The sequence below is a fragment of the Sphingomonas sp. S2-65 genome (genome assembly GCF_021513175.1).
GTDB lineage: Bacteria > Pseudomonadota > Alphaproteobacteria > Sphingomonadales > Sphingomonadaceae > Sphingomonas.
This window is the reverse complement of the sequence record NZ_CP090953.1, coordinates 3,562,495-3,587,712: the sequence shown is the minus strand read 5'-3', so window position 1 is coordinate 3,587,712 and position 25,218 is coordinate 3,562,495. Positions and strand designations below refer to the sequence as shown.

Here is a 25,218-nt window from a genome sequence, read left to right as displayed (position 1 = left end):
ATTTTCAGCTCAGCCCGACATTCTCCGCTTCGAACATGCGGTCGACCTCCAGAACCAGGTCGCGCAGGTGGAACGGCTTTGACAGCACCCGCGCCTGCGGGACCTGCTTGCCGGCCTTCAGCGTCACCGCGGCGAAGCCGGTGATGAACATCACCCGCATGTCGGGGGCGATCTCCGCGGCGCGCTGGGCCAGCTCGATCCCGTCCATTTCAGGCATGACGATGTCGCTCAGCAGCAGGTCGAATCGCTCGGTCTGCAGCAGCGGCAGTGCCGCGGTGCCGCGATCCACGGCGCTGACGGCATAGCCCGACCGCTCGAGCGCGCGGGCGAGGTATTCCCGCATCACGCGGTCGTCCTCGGCCAGCAAAATCCGGATCATCGTCATTCCCTAAAGCGTGGGCGACACCTTATGCATCAACGCCTTAAGATTTTCCAGCCGGCACCGCTGCGCCATTGCCCGATCGCCCGCGCGTGCCTAGTCAGGGAAGCGTGACGTCGTCGCTTTCCTTCGCGCGGCACGGGCCGCCGACCCCCTCGAGCCCGCTCGTGCTCGCGGTGCCGCACGCCGGCCGCGACTATCCGCAGGCGCTACAGTCCGCCATCCGGCTGCCGCTCGCGGCGCTGAAAGGCCTGGAGGACCGCTGCGCCGACGCCCTCGCGCTCGAAGCCTGGCGCGGCGAAACGCTGTTCGTCGCCCATCGCGCCCGCGCCTGGATCGACTTGAACCGCGGCGAGCAGGAGCGCGATCCGAAGCTCGACGACGGCGCCGGCATGCTCGGCGTGCCCCTTTCCGCGAAGCTGCGCAGCGGGCTGGGCCTGGTGCCGCGCCGGATCGGCAACGCCGGCGACATCTGGAGCCGCCGCCTCTCCGCGGCCGAAGTGACCGCACGCATCGCCGAGGACCATCGCCCCTACCACGCCGCGCTCGCGGAGGCGCTGCAGGCGGCACGCGACCGCTTCGGCGTCGCGGTGCTGGTCGACATCCATTCCATGCCTCCGCTCGCCGCCGCGAACGAGCCTCCCCGCCTGGTGATCGGCGACCGTTTCGGCAAATCCGCCGATGCGCGCTTCGTTTCCCGGATCGAGGAAACCGCGCGCGCCCTCCACGTGCCGGCGGTCAACAATGTCCCCTATGCGGGCGGCCACACGCTGGAGCGCCACGGCAATCCCCGCGGCGGCATCCACGCCGTGCAGCTGGAGTTCGACCGGTCCTTCTACCTGGATCCTCAGCTGGACCGACCCGGCCCCGGCTTCGCGGCCGCGGTTCGGCTGCTGCGCGCGGTGCTCGACGCCCTGCTCGACGAGGCGCTGCCGGGCGCACTCGCCGCCGAATAAACTAGCTGCGGCATAAAAAACCACCCCGCGGTTACCCGCGAGGTGGCCAAGGTTCAGGGAGGAGACACGCCCGAGGGCGTGTCGCACGGGCCGCGAAAGGGGGGGACACGACACCGTACGGGAGTGAATATAATCGACGGGCCCTTTAGTTCAAGGGCTCCAGCGACCATGCGGGGAGCCGTGCGCTCCAGGCGGCCAGCCGTGCCTCGGCACCCTGCGCCGGATAAGAAAACGGCGACCACCCGAAGGCGATCGCCGTGATCTCCACGCTCCGGCCAAAAGGCCGAAAGCACCTACCGAACGCTTTAGACCGGCGTGACCAGCTGCGGCTGCGGCACCTTGCCCATGCGCATCTGGCGGCCGAAGATGTCGCGCATCTGCGACAGCGAGAACAGGTGCGCATAGATCAGCGGCAGCATGCCGTTCTGGACGATCTTGCGCAGCTGGTCGCCGCGCAGCTCGTTCAGCTTGCCTTCGTCGACCATCATGAAGCCCCGATAGATGAAGGGCTGCGCCGCGCCGTCCGGCTGGATGGTGACTTCGCCATCCATCAGGATACCCATGTCCTTCAGGTCCTTCATGAACATCGCCGTGCGGGCGCCGGCCTGCTCGAACTGCTCGTTGAACTGCAGGATACCCTTGGTGAAGTCGCTCGGCTGGCCATCGACGAACAGCGGCTCGCCATCCTCGAAGCGGCCGATCGTCTCCGCGGTCGGATCGAAGCACAGCGACAGCTCGTCCGATTCCGGACGCAGCCGCGCCAGCAGATAGGGATAGCGGCGGATATAGGCCGGCACATAGAAGTTCGGGTCGATCAGCTTGCCTTCTTCGTCGAAGAAGGTGTTCACGCCCTCGTTCAGGCCCATCAGCGCCAGCGGAACGGGATCGTCACCGACCGAGAAGACGATCGGCATGTAGCGCTGCACCAGCGGGAATTCTTCCACGGTCACCGGCACGGCGTGCTGGTCGGCCAGGAACGGCGCCTTGTCGCCGACACGCACGCGGAAATCGCCATGAACCTCGCTCGAAAGCGGCTCGAGCTGGTTGTAGAACAAGGGAAGCTGCTGCTGTGGCGCCGTGGCCATCCGAATCTCCTGAAACATACACTTGTGTGAAAAGTTCCGCGGGGGTCTATGGCCTGTCCGGCGCAGGCGCAAGCGTCACCAGCTTGCCCGGATTGAGAATGCCCGCCGGGTCCAGCGCCCGCTTGATCGCACGAAGCGCGGCGAGGCGCGACGCCGGCCCCAGCCGCGCCAGCTCGTCGCGCTTCATCTGGCCGACGCCATGCTCGGCGGAGATCGATCCTCCCGCCGCCACCACCAGGTCGTGCACCGCGCGCGTGATCCCCGGCGCCTCGTCGGCATACCAGCGGCTTCGATCGGCGCCGGCGGGCGCGCGAACATGGAAATGCACATTGCCGTCGCCGAGATGGCCATAAGCGACCGCGCGGGTTCCGGGGAACCGCGCCTCGATTTCGGCACCCGCCCCGGTCATGAAGCCCGGCATCGCATCGACGGGCACCGAAATGTCGTGCTGCACCGCCGGCCCGCGCGCGCGTTCGGATTCGGATATGCCGTGACGGATGCGCCAGAACGCCTCGGCCTGCGCCTCGCTCGCCGAAACCACGCCGTCCTGCGCCAGCCCGGCCTCCAGCGCCTCTCCCAGCAACGCGGCGAGCAGATCGTCGGGCGCCCGCTCCCCGGGATCGCTGGACACCGCCTCGATCAGCACGTGCCAGCGCCGCCCGGCATCCACCGGCGCGCGGGTCCCCGGGATGTGCGCCAGGACGCTGGCCAGCGCCTCGGCCGGGATGATCTCGAAACTCTCCACTGCCTCGGTGCGCCGCTCGGCATGGCGCAGCAGCCGCAGCGCCTGTTCGGGGCTGTCCAGCCCGACCCATGCCACCGCTCGCGACACCACCGACGGCACCAGCCGCAGCGTCGCCGCGGTCACGATCCCCAGCGTTCCCTCGGCGCCGATCAGCAGCTGGTTCAGGTCATAGCCGCGATTGTCCTTCTTGAGCGCCGACAGCCCGTCATGCACCGATCCATCCGGCAGCACCGCTTCGACGCCGGCGACCAGCCCGCGCATCGTCCCGAAGCGCAGCACCTGGGTTCCCCCGGCATTGGTCGACACCAGCCCGCCGACCGTGGCACTCCCCCGCGAGCCCAAATCGAGCGGAAAACGGCGGCCGATCTCCTGCGCGGCGTCCTGCAGCGCCGCCAGGATCACGCCCGCCTCAGCCACCGCCAGACTCGATTCCGCCGATAACGCGCGGATACGCTTCATCCGCCGCAACGACAGGATCACCGCCGATCCATCCGCCGGCGGCGTCGCCCCGCCGACCATGCTGGTGTTGCCGCCCTGCGGCACCAGCGGCACGCCCGCGGCCCCCGCGAGCGCCACCACCGCCTGCACCTCTTCCAGCGATTCGGGGGACAGCAACGCCGGTGCCGCGCCGTGAAAGCGATTGCGCCAGTCGGTCAGCCACGGCGCCAGCGCCTCGGGATCGGTTTCCACCATCCTCGCGCCGAAGCGCGCACGCAGGGACTCGACAAGCTCGTGCTGGTTTGGCCTCATGGCCGCGCGCTAGCATCCGCTCCGCAGTTCATCCACTGTTCAACACCTGGGCATAGAACGCATCTTGCAATGCTGAACCCGCTCGTTCCCGCCACCGGACTGCTGCTGTTGTTCGCCCCCGCCGCGCAGCCGGTGGCGTTCGGCGCCGATTCCTGGGCCAGCGCATCGCAGCAGCGGGCCACGGTGCATGTGCCCCGAGTGACCGTCACCACCACGACCATCATCCTGCGCAGCCCGCGCGCGGCCCCGATGGTCGAGAAGAAGGCGGGCGATTGCGTAAAGCTCGACAAGCTGGCGGGCTTCACGGTGAACCGCTTTGACAGCGTTGACCTCCTGCTCAAGGACGGCACCCAGATCCGCGCCCGCCTCGGCGCCCGCTGTCCCGCGCTCGGCTTCTATTCGGGCTTCTACGTCAAACCCGATCCGGACAAGAAGATGTGCGCCGGCCGCGACTCCTTCCGCTCGCGTTCGGGCCGAACCTGCAGCATTCAATCCTTCGCCAAGCTGGTCCCCGCACACTGAGCGCGCTGCGCATCAGCGTACGTCCGCTTCCGCCCAATGCCGGTCGTTCAGAGTGTCGATGCCAGTGCCCTACTCCGGTCGCTTGTTAATGGCCGGGATGCCACTTCAGGAAGCTGGGCTCACTCGCCAGACGCTTGACATGTCGCACGCCAGCTTGCGTATTGCATAGACAACACACAGGATTATCAGAAGGGCGACAGATGAGCGGTTGGAACACAGCGCGCCTTTTGTTGGTGCTAACGGCTCCCGCTTCAGTTTGCTTCGCCAGCGACGTTCCGTCAGTGCAGGTCAGTCGACCGGATTTCAGGGCCACCATGGCATATCCCCATCAGAGCACGGCCAAGGCACCTGGCGTGTTGGTGTTGGGCGGCGCAGAAGGTGGTGACAAATGGGCAAAGGCAGTTGCTGGCCGCCTTGCGGAGCATGGCTATGTCGCCCTGGCGGAGGCGTATTTCAAAAGCCCCGGCCTCGACTCCAAACTTCAGCAGATTCCCTTGGAGCGGCTAAGGCAAGGGATCGACGTGTTATCCAGTGATCCCCGCGTCGATCGGCGCCGCATCGCCGTGCTCGGTCTTTCGAAGGGAGCCGAGGCCGCACTACTGCTTGCGAGTTCGGATTCGCGGATCAAAGCTGTTGTTGCCGCTTCGCCGACGGATGTCGTCTGGCAAGGCATCGATAGAAAGGCAGGAACGGTCCGATCGTCCTGGACCGCCGGCGGGCGGCCAATCCCCTTTGTTCCTTTCGCACCCTGCAACAACTGCCGATCGCTTGGGGAGCTTTATGTAAAGAGCCGGGAGGCCTCCGGAGCTCTGGCTGCAGCTGCCATTCCAGTGGAGCGCGTACGCGGCCCTATCCTGATGATCGCCAGCAAGAATGACGCGGTATGGCCATCAGAGACGATGGCTGACGCAGTGAAACTGCGTCTCGCGCAGCGCAGGTTTCGCCATCATGTGGTGCTGCTTCGATACCCCGATGGCGGACACTTCACGCTCGGCCCGCTTGCTACCGAGGATGCCAAATCGGATGCCGAGTTCGGTGGAGGCACCGCTGAAGGCGTTGTGGCGGCAAGACGTGAGTCATGGCCGAGAATGTTGATCTTCCTCGACAAGGCGCTGGGCTACAAGGCGGCCAGGCGGTGAGCGATGCACGCTGTGGGCGATGGCAGCTATCGCTCGCCCCGCTCCCGAAAGCCGCCGTTCCGCTTTCCACCCATTTCCAGACGTTCGCGATAGACGAACCGGAGGTCCAAAGCCACTGGCAGCTGACACACCGAGCGGACGTTTGGCACGTTGCAGCCTCCGGCCGAACGCCCGCCCTTGGTTCGTCGCCTGCAAAGAAGATAGCTGCGATCAGTGATAGATCACCATCGATCGTTCGAGGCGAAGCTCGGCTAATGGCCGGCCAGTTTCGCGCCAGCGTACCCGCCAAGACTTGCCGTCCTCGCCAGACATACCGAACGACAGCTCCACGTCGTAGGGCTCCGATGGTTGGATCTGCTTACTGTGAATTATGCGTACCTGCCCGGTTCCCTCACTCTTCAACTTCAAGCCTCTGACTTGAATCGAGAAAAGTTCGTCGAGCGGCAGATTTGCTAGCGAGCGAGTGACATCGCGGCACGCGAGTTCATCGGCCGGGGAGCACAGCGCGTTGAACGGCAGAGGTTTGGCGGCCTTAGCCACCCGCATTGCGGCGACGATCTGTCGGTAAGCGTTGATGCGACGTCGATCATCCTCGGATCCACTTACCGAGACGAAGCCTTTGGTGGCAGCACAGCTTGCATCACCGGCTTTGTTGGAGGGAAACACGATTGCTTGAAGTTCGCGCCGTTCAACTGAGCCAATCAGCAGCTCAGTGGTCGAGGGCGGCACGCCTGCCCCACCGACGCCGCGCATGTGAACGTTATACTGGGTACGGGTGCATGAATCCTCCCCTAGAACCTGCGCCTTTGTAAGATAGGTCGCCAGAAACGCGTGCCCGGGCAGGAATTCACGCCGGACCTGCCCCTCTACAACGGTCGCTCTAATGTCCCCCGGCAGCACTTTCGCAGCAAGGGCCATCGCGTCGGCACCATCCACCTCCGAGAGCATGATGGTTCCAGTGTCTCCTGTGCCTAGCAACGTGGCCGCAAGGGCGCTCAGCGTTAAGATCGATTTCATGACGCTCCCCTTCGAAGGGCTTGTAAACTCCGGCAGCCGACCTTGAACTTACCGGATCATCGGTGTCCACCTTGAGGTGGTATTTGCGAGCAGAAGTTACCCTGATCCCGGGGTAGCTGCCGGGCCGCTCCCCACTCAAATTCGGACACCCGCCCCGCGCATAGCGTCGAAAAGCTGGGCCCACTTGGGCGATCAGCTTCCGCGCGCGGTTATCGGGTCTGCGATGCTTGGAATGGCTGAGGCCCCAGGAAAGGAAAACCTTCCGCCCTGCCTTCGCCTAAAGGCGCGTCTCGCTTCCGGCCGCGCTTGACATTGGCCGGCAAATCCGCAAGCGATTTTCGCTAGGTGACGTGGGTAATCGCGTCCGTTTTCCGGATGAACGCATGAGCTTTGCCGATCTCGGCCTTTCTGACGACCTTCTGCGCGCGGTGACCGCTGCAGGCTACACCGATCCCACGCCGATCCAGCGTCAGGCGATTCCGTCGGTGCTGATGGGCCGCGACCTTGTCGGCATCGCCCAGACCGGCACCGGCAAGACCGCCGCGTTCGTGCTGCCGATGATCGACGTGCTCGGCGAAGGGCGCACCCGCGCGCTGATGCCGCGCTCGCTGATCCTCGAGCCGACGCGGGAGCTCGCCGCCCAGGTGGCGGAGAATTTCGAGAAGTACGGCGTCCACCACAAGCTCTCTATGGCCCTGCTGATCGGCGGCGTGCAGATGGGCGACCAGGTCAAGGCGTTGGAAAAGGGCGTCGACGTCCTCATCGCCACGCCGGGCCGCCTCATGGACCTCTATGGCCGCGGCAAGATCCTGCTGACCGGTTGCAGCCTGCTGGTGATCGACGAGGCCGATCGGATGCTCGACATGGGGTTCATCCCCGATATCGAGGAAATCTGCACCAAGCTGCCCAAGCAGCGCCAGACCCTGCTGTTCTCGGCGACGATGCCGCCGGTCATCAAGAAGCTGGCCGACAAGTTCCTCGACAATCCCAAGCAGATCGAGGTTGCCCGCCCGGCCAGCACCAACATCAACATCACCCAGCACCTCGTTCCGGTCTCTTCGAGCGGCGTCGAGAAGCGCCGCGTGCTGCGCACTCTGCTGGAGCGTGAGGATGTCCACACCGCGATCATCTTCTGCAACCGCAAGACCACGGTCCGCGATCTCAACAAGAGCCTGAAGAAGCATCGCTTCCGCTCCGCCGAGATTCATGGCGACATGGACCAGCCCGCGCGCATCGCCGAGCTTGAGCGGTTCAAGTCGGGTGACGTCAACATTCTGGTCGCCTCCGACGTCGCCGCACGCGGCCTCGACGTGAAGGGTGTCAGCCACGTCTTCAACTTCGACGCGCCCTGGCATCCCGACGATTATGTCCACCGCATCGGCCGCACCGGCCGCGGCGGCGCCACCGGCATCGCCTACACGCTGATCACGCCGGAAGATGCCGAGAACATCGCCGAGATCGAGAAGCTCACCGGCCAGAAGATCGCCCGCGTGAACGTTTCCGGCGATCGGCCGGAAGAAGCCGAAGCGGCGCAGCCGGCGCCTGAAGGCGGCAAGCGCCGCGAACGAGGTGGCCGGGGCGAACGCGCCGGTCGTGGCGAGCGCGGATCCCGCGGCGAGCGTGCCGCGCGCACCGAACAGCCGGAGCGTCCGGAGCAGGCCGCGCCGCAAGAGCAAAGCCCCCGCCCCGAACGCAGCGAACGCCCCGAACGTCCGGAGCGCAGCGAACGTGCCGAACGCCCTGAGCGTGCCGAACGCCCGGAACGCGCAGAGCGACCGGAACGTGTGGAGCGGCCAGAGCGGAACGAGCGCTCGGAACGCGGCGATCGTGCGCCCCGTGGCCGCAATCGGTCGACCTCGGAAGATCGCTCGCCCGACATGCTCGCGCGTGAACCGCGGCGCTACGCCAATGCCGCCGACGACGGCCCCGATGAAGGCTGGAACGGCCCGGTTCCGGACTTCCTCAGCTACACCATCGCCCTCTAACTACTGCCTGTAAGCAGCATCCGGTTATCTGGCTGCGCTGCTGTACGTAAAGGGCGCTGTAAGCGGCTACCTTTCACCGCGAAGGCCAGGAACGCATCTGCGTCCTGGCCTTTGTCGTGTCGGGGCCCGTATCAGGCGCCGTATCAGGCTGCTGCGGCGATCAGCTTGTCGTCGCTCTCCGCGGCGCGCTGATAAGCGGGCCGCCCGGTCAGGCGTGCGTGATAGGCCAGGAACGCGTCGCGCTTGGGCAGCGTGCCGAACATCACGCCCCAGCCCACTTGCGACCCGACATAGACATCGGCGGCGGTGAAGCGCTCGCCGGCGATATAGGGGTGCGCCGACACCGCCTGTTCGAGCACGTCGACGGCAAGGCCGTAGCTGCCATAGCCGAACATCCGGCTCTGCTCTTCGGAGGCTTCGAACTTGGCCCAATTGTTGGTCACCGCCTGCTCGATGGGCCCGGCCGAGAAGAACAGCCAGCGGTAGTAATCGGCGCGTTCCTCGGGTAGCGGCGCCAGCCCGGCCTCGGGGAACGCCTCGGCCAAATACGCGCAGATCGCCGCACATTCGGTGACGACCTTGCCGCCGTGCACGATCGCCGGCACCTTGCCCATCGGGTTGATCGCGCGGTACGCCCCGTCCTTCATCGCCGTGCCATAGTCGACGACCTCGGTGCGGTACGGCGCGCCGACTTCCTCCAGCATCCACCGCGCGATGCGGCCGCGCGATTGCGGATTGGTGTAGAAGATCAGCTCGTCGGTCATGTCGATTCTCCTGGCCGGATTTGGGAACATATCAAGAACTTCAAATCCTACAAGTCAACCCGTCAAGTGCGCGAACCCTATGTCAGAGCGTCAACGAGAGCGTCGCAAGCAGCCGCGACCAGGCCCGCTCGGCCAGTGCCGGATTGTACGCCCGGCTATCGGGCGGACACCAGCCGTGCAGCGTCCCGGGATACACGCCGATCTCCACCGGCAGCTTGGCCGCGTCGAACGCCGCGCGCAGCTTCTCCTTGTCCTCGGGCGCCCGCGCGTCGTCATTCTCGGCCACCGCGAACAGGTACCGCCCCTTCATCTTCGGCACGAGCAGCAACGGACTATCGGGCCCGTCGCTCGCCAGTCCTCCGCCATGAAAGCTAGCCCCCGCCCGCACGCGCTCGGGCACCGCGGCCGCGGTCCGCATCATCATCGGCCCGCCCATGCAATAGCCGGTGGTGCCGATCCCGCGCCTGGTGTCCACCTCGGGCTGCGCGTCGAGGAACGCGACGAACGCCGCCCCGTCCCGCGTCGTGCCCTCGGACGTCAGCGCCTTGCGGAACGGCTCGATCCGCTGCCGCACCGCCGGCTGGTCGAACGATTCGCCCGGCTGCAGGAACGGCGCCCTGGTCGATCGGTAGAACTGGTTCACCGTCAGCACCGCATAGCCCGATTGGGCCAGCCGGTCGGCCATCTGCCGGAACGCCGGCCGCAGCCCCATCACATCGGGCCACACCAGAACCCCGGGATGCTTGCCCTTGGCCGGCGCCACGAAATACGCGTCGGCGCTGCCGTCCGGCGTCCGCACCGTCACGTCCCTGCCCTTCACCGCCAGCGCATTGGCCGGGCTCGGCAGCAGCACCGCAGCACCCGCAGCGGCGGCCGCGATGGTGAAGCCCCGCCGCGTCAGCGGGCCCAGCTCTCGGTCGTTATCGGCTGCGGTCCATTCGTCGCACATCGCTGCTCTCCCGGTCGTTCGGGAAGAGGCTAGAGCGATTCAGCACATCCGCCAACGAAAACGGGCCCCGGCATGCCGCCGAAGCCCGCTGGACGTCGTTGAAAAAGAACTCAGTGCTTGAACAGCGTCTCGGCGGTGTGCTCGACACGAACCTCGCCGACTTCCTCCTCGTCGTTGACGTGCGAGGCAGCCTCGCGCTCGGCGCGCAGCTGCTCGATCAGCGCTTCGCGATCACCTTCCAGGCGCGTGTCGGTCGGCGCCTCGATGCCGGCCGCCTTGGCAGCCTTCACCACCAGCGCGTCCAATTCGCGCTGCGAGCACAGACCCAGCGTCACTGGGTCCTTCGGCACGATGTTGGCGATGTTCCAGTGGCTGCGGTCGCGGATCGCGGCGATGGTCGTGCGGGTCGTGCCGATCAGCTTGCCGATCGCGCCATCCGACACTTCGGGATGATTGCGCAGGATCCAGGCAATGCCATCCGGCTTGTCCTGGCGCTTGGACACCGGCGTATAGCGCGGACCCTTGGTGCGGCGGACCTGATCGGGGCCCTTCAGCATCTGCAGGACGTAGTTCGGGTTCGCCTGCCCCTTTTCGATCTCGTCCATCGTCAGCTCGTGCGCGCGGACGGGATCACGGCCGGTCAGCTTCGTCGTCGCGGTATCGTCGGCGATTGCCTGCACCTCGAGGATGTGGAGACCGCAAAACTCGGCGATCTGCTCGAAGGAGAGCGAAGTGTTATCGACCAGCCAGGAAGCGGTCGCATGCGGCATCAGCGGCTGGGCCACGATAGTCTCCAGAAACAATAAGGGCCGCCCTTCACGGGCGGCCATTCATGGCAGAGACTTAATGCGCGAAGGAAGCAAGGGCAAGGCATTACGGAGCGGACGGTAGATAGCCGCCCCGCTTGCGGAGGACAGTGCCTCAGGCCGCTGCCTGCTCCCCTCGCATCGGATACAACGCCCGCAGGAACTGGCCCGCGCTCACGTCCCAGGTAAAGGTTCGGCCATAGGCAGCGCAGGCGTCCCGATCCTTGGTCAGCGCTTCACCAATGGCCGCACTCAGGTCAGTGGACATCGCCCCCACTTCTGGAGTCAGCACGTCGACCGGCCCCGTCACCGGATAGGCTGCAACCGGCACCCCGCATGCCAACGCCTCGATCATCACCAGCCCGAACGTGTCGGTGCGGCTCGGGAACACGAACACGTCGGCCGCGGCATAGGCCGATGCAAGCGCCTCGCCGAACATCGGCCCCAGGAAGCGCACGTCGGGAAATCGCGCCTCCAGTCCCGCCCGCGCAGGTCCATCGCCTACCACCACCTTGGTGCCGGGATGGTCGGTGCGCAGGAACGCTTCCAGATTCTTCTCGACCGCGACCCGCCCGACATAGAGCTGCACCGGCCCCGGCAAGCCCGCCATCGCAGGATGCGGCGCAAGGTCGGGCCGGAAGTTCGACAGATCGACCCCCCGCCCCCAATGCTTCACCTGCGCCAGGCCGTGATCGACCAGCGATTGTCGGATCGAAGGCGTGGAGGCCAGGATCGCCTGACTCGGAGCGTGAAACCAGCGAATGTAGCGCCAGATCCACTCCGCCGGCACCCCTGACCGAGCCGAGACATAGTCCGGGAACTGCGTGTGATACGCCGTGGTGAACGGCATGCCGTGCCGCAGGCACCATCGCCGCGCGGCGATGCATAGCGGCCCCTCGGTCGCCAGATGGATCGCGGTCGGGTCGAACGCCTCCAGCAACGCCCCGACAGTGGCCGTCCGCGCCAACGCCAACCGGATCTCTGGATAGGTCGGGCACGGCAGCGAGTGGAACAGGTCGGGGGAGATCACCTCGACCTGATGCCCCTGCCCTTCGAGCACGCTTCGAACGGACTTGAGCGTACGGACGACGCCGTTGACCTGGGGCTCCCAGGCATCGGTCACGATTGCGATGCGCACCGGCTCGGCCTCCGCCCCCGCCGTCACGCCGCCGCCAGTCTGGCCTCGGGCTCGGGCGCTTCTCGCGCGGCGATTTCCTCGGCCCAGTGGAGAACTTCCATGGACCCGTCGTAATGCTCCACCAGCGCGGTGCAACCCTCCACCCAATCGCCGTCGTTATAATAAGTGACGCCGGCGATCTCACGCATCTCGGCCTTGTGGATGTGGCCGGCAATCACGCCATCGACGCGGCGCACATTGGCCTCGTGCGCGACGATCTCCTCGAACTTGGAGATGAAGGATACGGCGTTCTTCACCTTCTGCTTGGCATATTTGCTGAGCGACCAATAAGGCAGGTTCATCGCTCGCCGCACGAGGTTCACCCAGCGGTTCAGCGTCATCATCCCCTCATAGGCGGCGTCGCCCAGATAGGCGAGCCACCGGTGCGACATGGTGATAGCGTCGAACTCATCTCCGTGCAGCACCAGCAGGCGCCGGCCATCGGCGGTTTCATGCACGGCCTGGCGCCGGATATGCACCCCGCCGAAGTTCAGCCCGGTGAACTGCCGAAACATCTCGTCGTGATTGCCGGGAATGTAGACGATCTCGGTGCCTCGCTTGGCGCGCTTCAGGATACGCCAGACGATGTCGTTGTGCGCGGCCGGCCAATAGAAGCGCTTCTTCATCGCCCAGCCATCGAAGATGTCGCCCACCAGGTACATCTTCTCACTATCGACATGATCGAGAAAGTCGATGAGCATCGCCGCGTTGCAGCCGCGCGTTCCAAGATGAACATCCGAGATCCAGACCGTGCGGTACTGCCGGCGTCCGGCAATCACCCGTTCCGGGATGGCCGGCTTGCTCGCCTGGAAGTCGGACAAATTCGCCGCGTCGAAAGGAAGCCTGGTGATCGTCGCCATGAGACTAGCCCCGCCTGGTTCTCAGCTAGGCACCTTATGGCAATAGATTGTTACAACTCGAATTGCGCTTAGGCGTCCATGCCGACATGCCGTGGATGGGAAGCGACACGGCCGATCCACGCCCGCAGGTTGGGAGTGCCGTCCAGATCGAACCCACCCTGCTCGGCAACATGCGTATATGGGTAGAGGACGAGGTCGGCGAGCGAGAGGCTACTCCCCCCGAAGAAGTCGCGTGTGGCGAGATGCTCGTCCATCAACGCTAGAGCCGCGGCGCCACCCGCGAATTTGACCGGCAGCAGCGCACGCTGCTGCTCGGTAAGTTGGTCCTCCCCGACATACCGGCGCCAGAAGCGCAGCGTCGCGACGTTCGGCTCGTGGCTGTACTGCTCCCAGAACATCCAACGGAGCATGTCCGCCTCTCCCAGCCGATCTTCCGGCACCAGGTCGGTGCCCTTTCCCAGGTAGAAGCAGGCGGCATTGCTTTCCGGCAGGAAGGTATCGCCGATCTGCAGCACCGGGATTCGCCCGTTTGGGTTGACGCTCGCCAGAAACGCGGGCGTTCGCGTCTCGCCGCGAAGAATGTCGTAGCCCCGCCGCTCCAGCGCCACGCCGGCATGCGCGGCGGCCAGCCGGATCTTGTAGCAGTTTCCCGAGCGCACATCCTCGTGCAGCACCAGATGTTCCATTGCCCCCATCTCCGCGAACTGCCGCTGACTTACAACGTCTCCGTCATCTGCAGCACGATCTTGCCGACATGATCCCCTGACTCCATCCGGCGGTGTGCGTCGGCTGCCTGGTCGAACGCGAAGACCTTGTCGATCACCGGCTTCAGCTTGCCATCCTCGACGTGCGGCCACACCGTACGAGCCAATTCGTCGGCTACCATCGTCTTGAAGCCCTTGTCGCGTGCGCGCAGCGTCGATCCGGTCAGTGTCAGCCGCTTGCGCATCACCGGCCAGAGCGGGATCGCCGCCTCCCCTCCCCGCTGCGCGGCGATCGAGACGTGACGCCCTTCCTCCGCCAGGCACTGCAGGTTGCGCGCCACATAGTCGCCGCCGACCATATCGAGCACGACATCGACGCCGCGCCCGCCGGTGATTTCCTTCACCCGCCGGACGAAGTCCTCGGTCTTGTAGTTGATCGCGTGATCCGCGCCGATTTCCCGGGCGGCGTCGCACTTGGCGTCCGAACCGGCCGTGACGATGATATGGAGATCGAACAGCCGCCCCAGCCCGATCGCCATCGTCCCGATCCCGCTGGTGCCGCCATGCACCAGGATCCAATCGCCCGCCGAGGCATAAGCGCGCTCGAACACGTTGGTCCACACCGTGAACAGTGTCTCCGGCATCGCGGCCGCCTCAACCATCGTCAGCGCCTCGGGCACGTGCAGGCATTGGCCATAAGGGGCAGTGGCATATTGCGCATAGGCGCCGCCGCTCACCAGCGCACACACCACCTGTCCGATCATCTCGCGGGGAACGTCCTCGCCGACCGCGACGATCTCGCCCGACAGCTCCATGCCCAGGATCGACGGTGCACCTGGCGGCGGCGGATATAACCCCATCCGCTGCATCACCTCGGGCCGATTCACGCCGGCCGCAGCGACCTTGATCAGCACTTCGTCCGCGGCCGGAGTCGGCACCTGCCGCTTCACAGGCACCAGCACCTCCGGCCCACCCGGCTCAGCCGGATCGATCGCGAGCATCGTTTCAGGCACGATCATCCGTTCGTCGCTTTCGGCTTCCGTAGAATTCCAGGGCCTTATTGACATCGACCCTGCCCCGGTCAACGCTGCCCCGATGGACGCCGACGAAAATCTTCCGCGCCGTAAAGACGATCTGCTCGACGCCTTGGTGAAACAGGACCTCGATCCTCTGTCCGTGGACGAGCTTCATGACCGCATTGCCGCGCTGGAAGCAGAGATAGCGCGCAGCCGTTCAAAGATGGATCGCGCTGTTCACCACCGCGCAAGCGCCGACGCGCTATTCAGAAAATGAGCATGGCAGCACCGGAGCTGGCGCGAGACGCCGAACCGCTCTGGTGTTGGCCGGCCCTGCTTGATGCGGGGCCCACTGATCCCGACATAGGGACAAACGGGTCGCGTATCCCTTTCGGCCCACAGGAGTTCCCCCTGAATGCCTAGTTTCGCCTCCGCCCTGGAATCGACCCTGCACAAGGCGTTGGAGGCCGCGTCCTCCCGTCGCCACGAATATGCCACGCTCGAGCATCTGCTGCTCGCGCTCGTCGATGACGAGCACGCGTCCAAGGTGATGAGCGCTTGCGGCGTTGACCTCGGCGAGATCAAGAACACGGTCGCGCATTATCTCGACACTGAGCTCGAAGCGCTCAAGGTCGACACCGCCACCGACCCCTCACCCACCAGCGGCTTCCAGCGAGTCGTTCAGCGCGCGATCCTTCACGTCCAGTCCTCGGGCCGCGACGAAGTGACCGGCGCCAACGTGCTGGTCGCGCTGTTCAGCGAGCGCGAGAGCTATGCCGTCTATTTCCTGCAGCAGCAGGACATGAGCCGCCTCGACGCCGTCAGCTTCATCAGCCACGGCGTCGGCAAGGGCTCGACGCCCGCCGAAGCCTCCACGCCCAAGGGCGCCGAGGAAGAGAAGGCCAAGGCCGATCCAAAGGGCGGAAAGAGCGAAAGCGCGCTCAAGCAGTTCACCGTCGACCTCAACGAAAAGGCCAAGAACGGCAAGGTCGACCCGCTGATCGGCCGCTCGGCTGAAGTCGACCGTACCGTGCAGATCCTGTGCCGCCGTTCCAAGAACAACCCGCTTTATGTGGGCGATCCCGGCGTCGGCAAGACCGCGATCGCCGAAGGCTTGGCGCGCAAGATCGTCGAGGGTCAGGTGCCCGAGGTGCTGCGTGAGGCAGTGATCTACTCGCTCGACATGGGCGCGCTGCTTGCCGGCACCCGCTATCGCGGCGATTTTGAGGAGCGCCTCAAGCAGGTCGTCAACGAACTCGAGAAGCTTCCGCACGCGGTGCTCTTCATCGACGAGATCCACACCGTGATCGGCGCCGGCGCGACCAGCGGCGGCGCGATGGACGCGTCGAACCTGCTTAAGCCGGCGCTGTCGGGCGGCACGATCCGCTGCATCGGCTCGACGACCTACAAGGAGTTCCGCAACCACTTCGAGAAGGATCGGGCGCTGCTCCGCCGCTTCCAGAAGATCGACGTGAACGAGCCCTCGGTCGAGGACACGATCAAGATCATCACTGGGCTGCGGACTGCGTTTGAGGGGCACCACCACGTCAAATACACACCCGACGCCATCAAGTCGGCAGTGGAGCTGTCCGCGCGCTACATCAACGACCGCAAGCTGCCGGACAAGGCGATCGACGTGATCGACGAAGTCGGCGCGATGCAGATGCTGGTGCCGCCGAACAAGCGCAAAAAGACGATCACCCCCAAGGAGATCGAACAGGTCATCGCCACGATGGCGCGCATCCCCGCCAAGACTGTGTCGACTGACGACACCCGCGTGCTCGCCAATATCGAAGGCGATCTGAAGCGCGTCGTGTTCGGCCAGGATGCCGCGATCGGCGTGCTCTCCTCGGCGATCAAGCTCAGCCGGGCGGGCCTGCGCGATCCCGACAAGCCGATCGGCAATTACCTGTTCTCTGGCCCCACCGGCGTCGGCAAGACCGAAGTCGCGAAGCAACTCGCCGAGCTGCTCGGCATCCCGCTCCAGCGCTTCGACATGTCCGAATATATGGAACGCCATTCGGTGAGCCGCCTGATCGGTGCGCCTCCAGGCTATGTCGGCTATGACCAGGGCGGCCTGCTCACCGACGCGGTCGACCAGAACCCGCACTCGGTGCTCCTGCTCGACGAGATCGAGAAGGCGCATCCCGACCTGTTCAACATCCTTCTTCAGGTGATGGACAACGGCAAGCTCACCGATCACCACGGCAAGACCGTCGATTTCAGGAACACCATCCTGATCATGACCACCAATGCCGGCGCGTCGGACATGGCCAAGGAGTCGCTCGGCTTCGGCGACATGGGCAGCCGCGAGGATGTTCAGGAAGAGGCGGTGAAGAAGCTCTTCACGCCGGAATTCCGCAACCGCCTCGATGCCATCGTGCCGTTCGGCTACCTGCCGCCCGAAGTGGTCGCCCGCGTGGTGGACAAGTTCATCCTCCAGCTCGAGCTCCAGCTGGCTGATCGCGGTGTCCACATCCAGCTCGACGACGAGTCCAAGACTTGGCTCACGGCGCGCGGCTACGACAAGCTCTACGGCGCGCGCCCGATGGGCCGCCTGATCCAGGAGAAGATCAAGCAGCCGCTCGCCGAGGAGCTGCTGTTCGGCAAGCTCGTCCATGGCGGCGAGGTGCATGTGAAGATGAAGGACGGCGTGCTCGCCTTCGAAACCACGCCGGCCGCGCCCAAGAAGCCAAAAAAGGGCGGCGGCAAGAAGACCGAACCGGTCGAGGCCGAATAACGGTACGAACCCCAGGAGGGCCGGGACGCAAGTCCCGGCCCTTTTTGTTTACCGGGCACAAACAACTCGCCACATCCGTCGTCCCGGCCTTGAGCCGGGATCCCGCTTCTTCCGACGGTTTAGCAGCGGGGCCCCGCTCAAGGTCGGGGTGACGAAGAAAAGATACCACTCCTAAGTCCAACGATCCGCGACCTCACGCCGCGCAAAGCCCACCCGCACGCGCCGGCTCCCGCCGGAACGGCACGTCGCGACGCCAATAGGTCAGCGCGCGCCACACCCATTCGATCGGCCCATAATGGAAGTGCACGAACCACAGCCGCGCGCCCCAGAGCTGCAACCCGATGGCACCCAGCGCGACGCTCAGCCGCGTTTCCTGGCTCCAGTCGTCCCACAGCCCCAATCCGAAATTGTAGAACAGCGGCACGAAGATCACCGACTGCAGGATGTAGAGCGTCAGCGTCGCACGCCCGACCGGCGCAAGCTTGTCCAGCAGGCGGATCGCCGGCGTGCGGCACAGCTCCAGGATGACCAGCCCCCAAGTAAAGGTGCCGGCAAGTTCGAACCAACTGGCGAGGATCGCGTCGAACATCCGGTTGGCGCCGTCGCCATAGCCGAGCCCGGCGAACCCGTTGAACACCCATCCGCGCCAGAAATGCGATGCCGCCATCAAGCCCACGCAGCACCCGAGCGCCACCCGCCGCGCCCGCGTGAAGCGGTCAAGCCGCTCGAAAAAGCCGACTCGCCCCAGCAGCATGCCCAGCACGAACAGGCCCAGGATCTGCACGATCCGGCCATATTCGAACATGAACCACCATTTGGGCATCTGGCCCTGCCACAAATTGGCGTGCAGCGTCTGGGTGAACGTCCCGCCCAGATACGTCGCCATGGCCGGGTCGTGCGACGAGCGCGATGGCTGATTGGCCCAATCGGCCCCCAGCGCGGCCGCGATAAGCTGGAACCACAGGCTTGGCGCCAGCAGCAGGAAGCCCGCGATCGCCGCCAACAGGCGATTGTCGCGGACCCGGTGGATCGCCAGCAGCAGCATGCCGATCACCGCCAGCACCTGGATGATGTCGCCGCGATAGATGACTCCGTGGACGACGCCGATGGCGCCCAGGATCAGCAGCCGCCAGGCGAAACGCAGCGAAAAGTCTTCCCCGCGTTGCGCCGCACGATCCATCAGGATGAAGAAGCTGAACCCGAAGCACAGCGCCAGCAGCGAGAAGCTCTTGCCCATGAACAGCAGGAACACCGTATCCGCGACCCCCGGCTGCGGGTTCGACCAATAAAGCTCATAGCTTTCCATCATGTGGACGAGGAACAGCGCCATCAACGCAAAGCCACGAACGATGTCCACTGCGGCGATCCGCTCGTTCCGCTTGCCGTGCGCGGGCAGCGTTTCGACCATAAATTATCCTTTCGTCCCCGCCCCCTAGCGTCGTTTTCAGGCGAAAAAAACCGGACATTATGCCTCGCCGCCGGCACTCTCCCTTGGGGAGGCGCGAAAGTGCTGCGCGTGCATGGCGGAGGCGACGTTTTCCGCGATCGACGTCCTCGCGCGCAGATCGCCGCCTGCACTCTGCTTCCGCCCGTTGCGATGCACGTCGTGCAGGGGTATCATCGCTCCGGGGAGAAGTGGAATGACGAAGCGTATCCGTACGCTGATGCTCACGGGACTTGGCTGCGTAGCGCTGATCGCGCTCGCGGCCCCGGACCACCGCGCCAACATCGCGATCCTGACGCATCATCAAGGGGACCTGACGCCACAGCGTATGCAGGCGGTCGTCGATCTCGGTGTGGTCGGATTTTCCTTTCTGCTTACCTGGAGCAAGCAGCTGACCCATTGACCGGTTTTCGCTCGGCTGCTTACACTGGTGTCAATGATAAACGCAGAGGAAGCCTGGCGCACCGCCTATCGTCATCCGGGAGTGTGGGACGATCCATTCCCCCCGGTCTCCATGATCGAGTTGTTCGAGCAAAGCGCCAGGGATCATCCCCAGGCACCGTTGCTCGACTTCATGGGTCGCAGATACACCTATGGGAAGGTGTCGAGCGCGGTCGACCGCGTCGCCTGCGGCCTCCGGAAACTGGGCTATGGCCCGGGTGACCGGATCGGCCTCTTCCTCCCCAACGTGCCCCATTACGTCGCCGCTTACTACGGCATCCTGAAGCTCGGCGGCACGGTGGTGAACTTCTCGCCGCTCTACACCGTCGACGAGCTTGCCGAGCAGGTCGCCGACTCCGGCACCAAATTACTCTTTACCATCTCCGCCACTGCGTTGCTGCCGAGCGCACTCAAGGTACTGGAAAAGAGCGGCCTCGAGCGCCTTGTGGTGGGATCGGTCGCCGGGGGCCTCCCCGCCACCAAGTCGCTGCTCTACCGCCTGTTCAAGGGCAAGGAAGTCACGCCCCGCCCCGCCGATCCGCGGGTCCTCGCCTTCTCCAGGCTGATCGCCAACGAAGGCAGCTGCGAGATGCCGGTGCTCGATCCCGAGCACGATGTCGCGCTGATCCAATATACCGGCGGCACCACCGGCACGCCCAAGGGCGCGGTGCTCACGCACCAGAACCTTTCGGCCAATGCCCGTCAGGTCGCCCGGCTCGATCCGGAAATGGGCCGGACCACCGATCGCATCCTCGGCGTCCTTCCCTTCTTCCACGTCTTCGCCAACACCTGCGTGCTCAACCGCACGGTGGTGACCGGCGGCGAGATCGTGATGCTGCCGCGCTTCAACGCCAAGCAGGCGCTGGCCGAGCTCCGCCGCACCAAGCCGCGCTCGCTGCCCGGCGTTCCGACCATGTATCAGGCGCTGCTCGACGCTCCGGGTATGAAGCCGAGTGACTTCAGCTCGCTCAAATTCTGCATCTCGGGCGGAGCACCGCTGCCGCAGCAGCTCAAGGAGAATTTCGAGGAGATCACCGGCGCTCGCATCATCGAGGGTTACGGCCTGTCGGAAAGCTCGGGGGTGGTGTCCGCCAATCCGTATATCGAGCTGAACAAGCCCGGCACGATCGGCCAGCCAATCGCTGGTACCCGCGTTCGCCTGGTCGACAAGGAAGATCCGACCCGGCCTCCGCCCGAGGGTGAGCCTGGCGAGATCGTCGTTTCGGGCCCGCAGATCATGAAGGGCTATTGGAACCGCCCCGATGCCGATGCCAGCGTGTTCGTCGACGACCATTGGCTGCGCACCGGCGATGTCGGGCTGATCGACGAGGACGGGTATATCCGTATCGTCGACCGGCTGAAGGACATGATCGCGGTGGGCGGTTTCAAGGTGTTCCCAAGCCAGATCGAAGCGGTGCTCTACCGCAATCCGGCGGTGAAGGAGTGCCTGGTGCTCGGCTTGCCCGACCCATATCATGGCGAGCTGCCCCACGCCTACGTCACCCTCAACGAGGACAGCACCGTCAGCGGCCCCGAGCTCTGCCTCTGGCTCAACGCCCATCTCGGCAAGCATGAGCGTGTGTCGCAGGTGGTAGTGCGCGACAGCCTGCCCAAGACGATGATCGGCAAGCTCAGCCGCAAGGATTTGTTCGCGGAGGTTATGGGGCGCTGAGCTTCTGCCCGGCTCAATTCCCCAGTCATCCCGGCCTTGAGCCGGGATCCCGCTTCTTCTCATGCCGGCCAGAAGAAGCGGGACCCCGGCTCAAGGCCGGGGTGACGGACGAGATACAACGAGGTCACCCCGGCCTCAATCCCCCGCTTTCGGCCCGGTGCGCCCGCCTTCCGCGGCGAACATCACCGCCTTCAGGTTCATGAACTCGTGCAGGCCCCATGGCCCGAGTTCGCGCCCATGGCCGGACAGCTTCACGCCCCCGAACGGCGCCTCGGGCGTCGACGCCAGCAGCGAATTCACCGCTGTCATGCCGGACTCGATGTCCCGCGCGAACCGCTCGATCTCGTCCGCCTCCTGCGTCCACACCGCCGATCCAAGCCCGTAGGGCACGTCGTTCGCCAGTTCGATCGCGTGGTCGATGTCGCGCGCCTTATAGACCGCGGCTACCGGACCGAAGATCTCTTCCTTGGCCACGTCGCTCTCGGGATCGATGTCGATCAGCACCCCCGGCGTCATCCATGCGCCGTCGCGCTCGATCTTCTCCGCCCCGACCAGCAGAGTCGCGCCGGACGCCTTGGCGCGCTCGACTTGCTCCAGCACCGTGTCGCGCTGCTCGACGCTCGAAAGCGGCCCCATTTCGATGCCGTCTTCCATGGGGTCACCGATCTTCACTGCCTGCATGCCGGCCGCGAAGCGCTCCAGGAACGCGTCATACACATCCTGGTGCACGATCATGCGCTTGGCGCAGATGCAGCTCTGCCCGGCATTCTGCACGCGCGCAGTCACGGCCGTCTTCGCCGCCTGGTCGAGATCTGCCGAGGGCATCACGATCAGCGGATCGGAGCCGCCCAGCTCGAGCACTACCTTCTTCAACGCCTTGCCCGCCGCCTGCGCCACCTTGGCGCCCGCGCCTTCGCTGCCGGTCAGCGTCACCGCCACCACCCGCTTGTCGGCGATCAGGTCCGACACCTTGTCCGACTTGATCGGCAGGTTCTGGAACAGCCCGTCCGGGGCGCCCGCGGCGCTGACCAGCTGCTGCATCAACTGCCCGCAGCCCTGCACGCTCGAAGCATGCTTCAGCAATGCGACATTGCCGGCCATGATCGTAGGGGCGATGAAACGCACCGCCTGCCAATAGGGGAAGTTCCACGGCATGATCGCCAGCACCGGGCCCATCGGCAGCCAGCGCGCCACTGCGTGCCCGGTCGCGGTCTCCACCTCCACCGGCTCCAGATAGCGCGGCCCATGCTCGGCATAATGGCGGAAGCCGGCGATGCACTTCTCGACTTCTGCCACGGCGGACTTCAGCGTCTTGCCCATCTCGCGCACTGCGACTTCGGCCAGATGCTGCTTGTCTGCCTCCCACGCGTCGGCGATCGCCGACAGCAGCTGGGTACGCTGCTCCAGCGAAGAGGTGCGCCACGACCGATAGGCGCTCTGGGCACGCTCGAGCGCGAGTTCCAGGTCGGCGGGCTCCAGTTCCTGGAACGTCTCGCCTTGCGCGCCGGTCGCGGGATTGATGCTGGTGAACATGATGTTTCCTTTGCTGTCGCCGCTTGAACTCGTGGCCGATGAGCCCGGTTGCAAGGCAAACGCCCCTGCCCCATAGCGTGCGCATGGCAGAAGAAGCGGACGTTACCGCCCTCTCGTTCGAGGACGCGTTGAAGGAACTCGAGCGGATCGTGGCGCGGCTGGAAAGCGGCGAGGCGCAGCTCCAGGAGGCGATCGACTTGTACGAACGCGGCGACCAGCTGCGCCGGCAATGCGCCGCCCGGCTCGACGCCGCGCAGGCACGCATCGAGGCGATCCGCACCGATGCCGAAGGCCGGCCGACCGGCACCACTGCGTTCAACGCTGGCTGACATGGCGCTTCCGCACGCCAGCCTCGCGCTTGAATCGGCGCTGCGAAACGTCGCAGCCGAGGTCGACCGTCAGTTCGACGCGCTGCTCTCCGTTCCCGAGGACCCGCGCCGCGGCCTTTACGAAGCGATGCGCCATGCCGCGATCGGCGGCGGCAAGCGGCTGCGCCCGCTGCTCGTCTTCGCCACCGCCCAGCTGTTCGGCGTCGACCGGACCTGCATGGCGCGGGTCGGCACCGCGATCGAGTGCATCCACGTCTATTCGCTCGTGCATGACGATTTGCCGGCGATGGACGACGACGATCTACGCCGTGGCAAGCCCACGGTGCACAAGGCGTTCGACGAAGCGACTGCGATCCTTGCGGGCGACTGCCTCCACGCGCTCGCCTTCGAATTGCTCGCGCATGAGGCGACGCACCCCGACCCCTTTGTCCGCGTCGAGTTGCTCCAGACCCTCGCCCACGCCGCAGGCCCTTCGGGCATGGCCGGCGGGCAGATGATGGACCTGGAGGCCGAGAAAGCGAGCTTCGATCTTCCCACCGTGACGCGGCTCCAGGCGATGAAGACCGGCGCGCTGATCAGCTGTTCGGTGGAATGCGGCGCGATCCTCGGCCGCATCCCCTCCGACGCGCGCACCGGGCTGCGCGGCTATGCCCGCGACATGGGCCTTGCCTTCCAGATCGCCGACGACATCCTCGACGCGGAGGGCGACGAGGCCCTTGCCGGCAAGAAGCTCCGCAAGGACGGCGATGCGGGCAAGGAGACCTTCCTCACCCTGCTCGGCCTCGACCGCGCCCGCGAACAGGCGCGCATGCTCGTCAACCAGGCCGTCGAACATCTCAAGAGCTACGGGCCCGAGGCCGACCTGCTGCGCGACATCGCCCGCTACACGCTCGAACGGGACCGCTGAGCCATGACCACCCGCACCGGCGTCTATCCCGGCACCTTCGATCCGATCACCCGCGGCCACATGGACATCATCCGCCGCGGCGCCAAGCTGGTCGACCGCCTCGTCATCGGCGTCACCACCAACCCCTCCAAGTCGCCGATGTTCTCGATCGAAGAGCGCCTGGCGATGGTGAAGCGCGAAGTCTCGGCGATCGAGGGCGACATCCAGGTTGTCAGCTTCGACTCGCTGCTCATGGACTTCGCCGAGCGCGCCGGCGCCAGCATGATCGTCCGCGGCCTGCGCGCCGTCGCCGACTTCGAATACGAATACCAGATGGCCGGCATGAACCAGCAGCTCAACGATCGGGTCGAGACCGTCTTCCTCATGGCCGACGTCTCGCTCCAGCCGATCGCCAGCCGGCTGGTCAAGGAGATCGCCCTCTACGGCGGCGACATCCGCAAGTTCGTCTCGCCCGCGGTCCAGGCCGAAGTCGTCGAGCGAGTCGACAAGCTCGGCCGCAAGGGCAGCTGAGCGCCGCCCGCGCAATCGCCCTTTGTTCGCCACTATCTGATGGTCTAGAACCGACCGATTCCATACGCGTGGGGGATGTTGATGCGTTTCGTTGCCACTTCGGCTGCCTTGGCCGCCATGTTCTTCGCCCTGCCCGCCGCCGCCCAAAAGGGTCCGCCGCCCAAGCCCGAGCCGCTCAAGGGCGTCCAGGCCGACGAGGCGACGCACGTCCCCGTCAGCGTCGCCGCCGATCCCGAGAACACCTGGGTGCTCGACCTTTCCACCGGCGGCCGCGTCACCATCCGCCTGCGTCCCGACGCCGCGCCCAAGATGGTCGAGCAGGTCAAGGCGCTCACCCGCAAGCATTTCTACGACAACACCGTCTTCCACCGCGTGATCGACGGCGGCGAGAACATGGCGCAGGGCGGCGACCCCACCGGCACCGGCCGCGGCGGATCCGACCTGCCCAACGTCCCCGCCGAGTTCAGCAACCTCCCCCATGTCCGCGGCGCCGTCTCGGCCGCCCGCGCGCAGGACAAGAACAGCGCCAACTCCCAGTTCTTCATCATGTTCGGCCCGCGCCTGGGCTTCGACCGCGACTACACCGTGTTCGGCCGCGTGACCGAGGGCATGCAGTGGGTCGACAGGATCGAGCGTGGCGAGCCCCCGGCGCGCCCCACCCGCATCCTCCACGCCTATATCGCCTCGGACAATCCGCCGGCCTATCAGCCCGCCCCGGTCAACGCCCCCGCGGCGCTCCCGGCAGGCGAGCAAAAGGCCACCCTGCCCCAATAAGCGCAGGCGCGCGC

The 25,218-nt window shown here is 65.6% G+C and carries 25 protein-coding genes; 12 read left to right on the top strand and 13 right to left on the bottom strand.

The annotated features are described in order from the left end of the window. Nucleotides 1–4: 4 nt before the first annotated feature. Nucleotides 5–379, bottom strand: coding sequence for a cell cycle two-component system response regulator CpdR (cpdR, locus tag LZ586_RS16900; protein WP_319938013.1), 375 nt, complete (start codon nt 377–379; stop codon nt 5–7). A gap of 110 nt (nt 380–489) precedes the next feature. Here cpdR and LZ586_RS16895 point away from each other — a divergent pair, with 110 nt between their 5' ends. After that, complete coding sequence (locus tag LZ586_RS16895) at nt 490–1,335, top strand: N-formylglutamate amidohydrolase (protein ID WP_235077477.1); 846 nt, start codon at nt 490–492, stop codon at nt 1,333–1,335. Between the two features lie 305 nt (nt 1,336–1,640). Here the strand turns inward: LZ586_RS16895 and LZ586_RS16890 are convergent, their stop codons facing one another. Beyond that, nucleotides 1,641–2,420 carry a SapC family protein gene (locus LZ586_RS16890; protein ID WP_235077476.1) on the bottom strand — a complete coding sequence of 260 codons (780 nt, stop codon included), beginning with the start codon at nt 2,418–2,420 and terminating at the stop codon, nt 1,641–1,643. 46 nt (nt 2,421–2,466) lie between these two features. Continuing rightward, on the bottom strand, nt 2,467–3,915 hold the full coding sequence (locus LZ586_RS16885) for an FAD-binding oxidoreductase (RefSeq protein ID WP_235077475.1): 1,449 nt from the start codon (nt 3,913–3,915) through the stop codon (nt 2,467–2,469). 69 nt (nt 3,916–3,984) lie between these two features. Between LZ586_RS16885 and LZ586_RS16880 the strand changes: the two genes are divergently transcribed. Continuing rightward, on the top strand, nt 3,985–4,437 hold the full coding sequence (locus tag LZ586_RS16880) for a hypothetical protein (RefSeq protein ID WP_235077474.1): 453 nt from the start codon (nt 3,985–3,987) through the stop codon (nt 4,435–4,437). A 314-nt stretch (nt 4,438–4,751) separates the two neighbouring features. Next, nucleotides 4,752–5,576 carry an acyl-CoA thioester hydrolase/BAAT C-terminal domain-containing protein gene (locus LZ586_RS16875; protein WP_235077473.1) on the top strand — a complete coding sequence of 275 codons (825 nt, stop codon included), beginning with the start codon at nt 4,752–4,754 and terminating at the stop codon, nt 5,574–5,576. A 210-nt stretch (nt 5,577–5,786) separates the two neighbouring features. Here LZ586_RS16875 and LZ586_RS16870 read toward each other — a convergent pair whose 3' ends face one another. Beyond that, nucleotides 5,787–6,593 (bottom strand): hypothetical protein, encoded by an 807-nt coding sequence (locus tag LZ586_RS16870; protein ID WP_235077472.1) that lies wholly within the window; start codon nt 6,591–6,593, stop codon nt 5,787–5,789. Nucleotides 6,594–6,976: 383 nt separating this feature from the next. Between LZ586_RS16870 and LZ586_RS16865 the strand changes: the two genes are divergently transcribed. Beyond that, on the top strand, nt 6,977–8,578 hold the full coding sequence (locus tag LZ586_RS16865; RefSeq protein ID WP_235077471.1) for a DEAD/DEAH box helicase: 1,602 nt from the start codon (nt 6,977–6,979) through the stop codon (nt 8,576–8,578). A gap of 143 nt (nt 8,579–8,721) precedes the next feature. Here LZ586_RS16865 and LZ586_RS16860 read toward each other — a convergent pair whose 3' ends face one another. From LZ586_RS16860 to LZ586_RS16830, 7 genes are all read right to left on the bottom strand, one after another. Further along, entirely contained in the window at nt 8,722–9,342 is a 621-nt protein-coding gene (locus LZ586_RS16860; RefSeq protein WP_235077470.1) for a glutathione S-transferase family protein, read from the bottom strand. Nucleotides 9,343–9,424: 82 nt separating this feature from the next. After that, the gene (locus tag LZ586_RS16855; protein WP_235077469.1) at nt 9,425–10,291 is read right to left on the bottom strand and encodes a dienelactone hydrolase family protein; all 867 of its coding nucleotides are present in this window, start codon (nt 10,289–10,291) and stop codon (nt 9,425–9,427) included. A gap of 110 nt (nt 10,292–10,401) precedes the next feature. Further along, the gene (locus LZ586_RS16850) at nt 10,402–11,061 is read right to left on the bottom strand and encodes a DUF1013 domain-containing protein (RefSeq protein WP_235079838.1); all 660 of its coding nucleotides are present in this window, start codon (nt 11,059–11,061) and stop codon (nt 10,402–10,404) included. 151 nt (nt 11,062–11,212) lie between these two features. Then, nucleotides 11,213–12,235 carry a glycosyltransferase family 4 protein gene (locus LZ586_RS16845; protein WP_235079837.1) on the bottom strand — a complete coding sequence of 341 codons (1,023 nt, stop codon included), beginning with the start codon at nt 12,233–12,235 and terminating at the stop codon, nt 11,213–11,215. Between the two features lie 23 nt (nt 12,236–12,258). Further along, a complete protein-coding gene (locus LZ586_RS16840; protein ID WP_235077468.1) occupies nt 12,259–13,134 on the bottom strand; it encodes a UDP-2,3-diacylglucosamine diphosphatase in 876 nt (291 codons plus the stop codon). Nucleotides 13,135–13,202: 68 nt separating this feature from the next. After that, complete coding sequence (locus LZ586_RS16835) at nt 13,203–13,820, bottom strand: glutathione S-transferase family protein (RefSeq protein WP_235077467.1); 618 nt, start codon at nt 13,818–13,820, stop codon at nt 13,203–13,205. A 29-nt stretch (nt 13,821–13,849) separates the two neighbouring features. Further along, nucleotides 13,850–14,857 carry an NAD(P)H-quinone oxidoreductase gene (locus LZ586_RS16830; RefSeq protein ID WP_235077466.1) on the bottom strand — a complete coding sequence of 336 codons (1,008 nt, stop codon included), beginning with the start codon at nt 14,855–14,857 and terminating at the stop codon, nt 13,850–13,852. A 76-nt stretch (nt 14,858–14,933) separates the two neighbouring features. On the opposite strand from LZ586_RS16830, the gene LZ586_RS16825 reads away from it, so the two are divergent. Next, nucleotides 14,934–15,131 (top strand): DUF1192 domain-containing protein, encoded by a 198-nt coding sequence (locus tag LZ586_RS16825; protein WP_235077465.1) that lies wholly within the window; start codon nt 14,934–14,936, stop codon nt 15,129–15,131. 138 nt (nt 15,132–15,269) lie between these two features. Next, entirely contained in the window at nt 15,270–17,594 is a 2,325-nt protein-coding gene (clpA, locus tag LZ586_RS16820) for an ATP-dependent Clp protease ATP-binding subunit ClpA (RefSeq protein ID WP_235077464.1), read from the top strand. A gap of 193 nt (nt 17,595–17,787) precedes the next feature. On the opposite strand, the gene LZ586_RS16815 is transcribed toward clpA, so the two are convergent. Beyond that, nucleotides 17,788–19,002: a DUF418 domain-containing protein gene (locus LZ586_RS16815; protein ID WP_235077463.1), complete on the bottom strand. Its 1,215-nt coding sequence runs from the start codon at nt 19,000–19,002 to the stop codon at nt 17,788–17,790. A 232-nt stretch (nt 19,003–19,234) separates the two neighbouring features. Between LZ586_RS16815 and LZ586_RS16810 the strand changes: the two genes are divergently transcribed. Next, entirely contained in the window at nt 19,235–19,441 is a 207-nt protein-coding gene (locus LZ586_RS16810; protein WP_235077462.1) for a hypothetical protein, read from the top strand. A gap of 33 nt (nt 19,442–19,474) precedes the next feature. Beyond that, complete coding sequence (locus tag LZ586_RS16805; protein WP_235079836.1) at nt 19,475–21,151, top strand: long-chain-fatty-acid--CoA ligase; 1,677 nt, start codon at nt 19,475–19,477, stop codon at nt 21,149–21,151. Between the two features lie 135 nt (nt 21,152–21,286). Here LZ586_RS16805 and LZ586_RS16800 read toward each other — a convergent pair whose 3' ends face one another. Further along, nucleotides 21,287–22,684, bottom strand: coding sequence for an NAD-dependent succinate-semialdehyde dehydrogenase (locus LZ586_RS16800; RefSeq protein ID WP_235077461.1), 1,398 nt, complete (start codon nt 22,682–22,684; stop codon nt 21,287–21,289). Between the two features lie 83 nt (nt 22,685–22,767). On the opposite strand from LZ586_RS16800, the gene LZ586_RS16795 reads away from it, so the two are divergent. The 4 genes from LZ586_RS16795 (at nt 22,768) to LZ586_RS16780 (ending at nt 25,204) form a co-directional block, all read left to right on the top strand. After that, nucleotides 22,768–23,013 (top strand): exodeoxyribonuclease VII small subunit, encoded by a 246-nt coding sequence (locus LZ586_RS16795; protein WP_235077460.1) that lies wholly within the window; start codon nt 22,768–22,770, stop codon nt 23,011–23,013. Between the two features lies 1 nt (nt 23,014). After that, on the top strand, nt 23,015–23,920 hold the full coding sequence (locus tag LZ586_RS16790; protein WP_235077459.1) for a polyprenyl synthetase family protein: 906 nt from the start codon (nt 23,015–23,017) through the stop codon (nt 23,918–23,920). A gap of 3 nt (nt 23,921–23,923) precedes the next feature. Next, nucleotides 23,924–24,430 (top strand): pantetheine-phosphate adenylyltransferase, encoded by a 507-nt coding sequence (gene coaD, locus LZ586_RS16785; RefSeq protein WP_235077458.1) that lies wholly within the window; start codon nt 23,924–23,926, stop codon nt 24,428–24,430. 81 nt (nt 24,431–24,511) lie between these two features. Continuing rightward, nucleotides 24,512–25,204, top strand: coding sequence for a peptidylprolyl isomerase (locus LZ586_RS16780; RefSeq protein ID WP_319938012.1), 693 nt, complete (start codon nt 24,512–24,514; stop codon nt 25,202–25,204). The last annotated feature ends 14 nt before the right edge of the window (nt 25,205–25,218 follow it).

Excerpts from the sequence above, each read along its gene's own strand:
- cpdR (WP_319938013.1), bottom strand. The coding sequence starts at position 379 with ATGATCCGGATTTTGCTGGCCGAGGACGACCGCGTGATGCGGGAATAC.
- LZ586_RS16890 (WP_235077476.1), bottom strand. The coding sequence starts at position 2,420 with ATGGCCACGGCGCCACAGCAGCAGCTTCCCTTGTTCTACAACCAGCTC.
- LZ586_RS16885 (WP_235077475.1), bottom strand. The coding sequence starts at position 3,915 with ATGAGGCCAAACCAGCACGAGCTTGTCGAGTCCCTGCGTGCGCGCTTC.
- LZ586_RS16880 (WP_235077474.1), top strand. The coding sequence starts at position 3,985 with ATGCTGAACCCGCTCGTTCCCGCCACCGGACTGCTGCTGTTGTTCGCC.
- LZ586_RS16875 (WP_235077473.1), top strand. The coding sequence starts at position 4,752 with ATGGCATATCCCCATCAGAGCACGGCCAAGGCACCTGGCGTGTTGGTG.
- LZ586_RS16870 (WP_235077472.1), bottom strand. The coding sequence starts at position 6,593 with ATGAAATCGATCTTAACGCTGAGCGCCCTTGCGGCCACGTTGCTAGGC.
- LZ586_RS16865 (WP_235077471.1), top strand. The coding sequence starts at position 6,977 with ATGAGCTTTGCCGATCTCGGCCTTTCTGACGACCTTCTGCGCGCGGTG.
- LZ586_RS16860 (WP_235077470.1), bottom strand. The coding sequence starts at position 9,342 with ATGACCGACGAGCTGATCTTCTACACCAATCCGCAATCGCGCGGCCGC.
- LZ586_RS16855 (WP_235077469.1), bottom strand. The coding sequence starts at position 10,291 with ATGTGCGACGAATGGACCGCAGCCGATAACGACCGAGAGCTGGGCCCG.
- LZ586_RS16850 (WP_235079838.1), bottom strand. The coding sequence starts at position 11,061 with ATGCCGCATGCGACCGCTTCCTGGCTGGTCGATAACACTTCGCTCTCC.
- LZ586_RS16840 (WP_235077468.1), bottom strand. The coding sequence starts at position 13,134 with ATGGCGACGATCACCAGGCTTCCTTTCGACGCGGCGAATTTGTCCGAC.
- LZ586_RS16835 (WP_235077467.1), bottom strand. The coding sequence starts at position 13,820 with ATGGAACATCTGGTGCTGCACGAGGATGTGCGCTCGGGAAACTGCTAC.
- LZ586_RS16830 (WP_235077466.1), bottom strand. The coding sequence starts at position 14,857 with ATGATCGTGCCTGAAACGATGCTCGCGATCGATCCGGCTGAGCCGGGT.
- LZ586_RS16825 (WP_235077465.1), top strand. The coding sequence starts at position 14,934 with ATGGACGCCGACGAAAATCTTCCGCGCCGTAAAGACGATCTGCTCGAC.
- clpA (WP_235077464.1), top strand. The coding sequence starts at position 15,270 with ATGCCTAGTTTCGCCTCCGCCCTGGAATCGACCCTGCACAAGGCGTTG.
- LZ586_RS16815 (WP_235077463.1), bottom strand. The coding sequence starts at position 19,002 with ATGGTCGAAACGCTGCCCGCGCACGGCAAGCGGAACGAGCGGATCGCC.
- LZ586_RS16810 (WP_235077462.1), top strand. The coding sequence starts at position 19,235 with ATGACGAAGCGTATCCGTACGCTGATGCTCACGGGACTTGGCTGCGTA.
- LZ586_RS16805 (WP_235079836.1), top strand. The coding sequence starts at position 19,475 with ATGATAAACGCAGAGGAAGCCTGGCGCACCGCCTATCGTCATCCGGGA.
- LZ586_RS16800 (WP_235077461.1), bottom strand. The coding sequence starts at position 22,684 with ATGTTCACCAGCATCAATCCCGCGACCGGCGCGCAAGGCGAGACGTTC.
- LZ586_RS16795 (WP_235077460.1), top strand. The coding sequence starts at position 22,768 with ATGGCAGAAGAAGCGGACGTTACCGCCCTCTCGTTCGAGGACGCGTTG.
- LZ586_RS16790 (WP_235077459.1), top strand. The coding sequence starts at position 23,015 with ATGGCGCTTCCGCACGCCAGCCTCGCGCTTGAATCGGCGCTGCGAAAC.
- coaD (WP_235077458.1), top strand. The coding sequence starts at position 23,924 with ATGACCACCCGCACCGGCGTCTATCCCGGCACCTTCGATCCGATCACC.
- LZ586_RS16780 (WP_319938012.1), top strand. The coding sequence starts at position 24,512 with ATGCGTTTCGTTGCCACTTCGGCTGCCTTGGCCGCCATGTTCTTCGCC.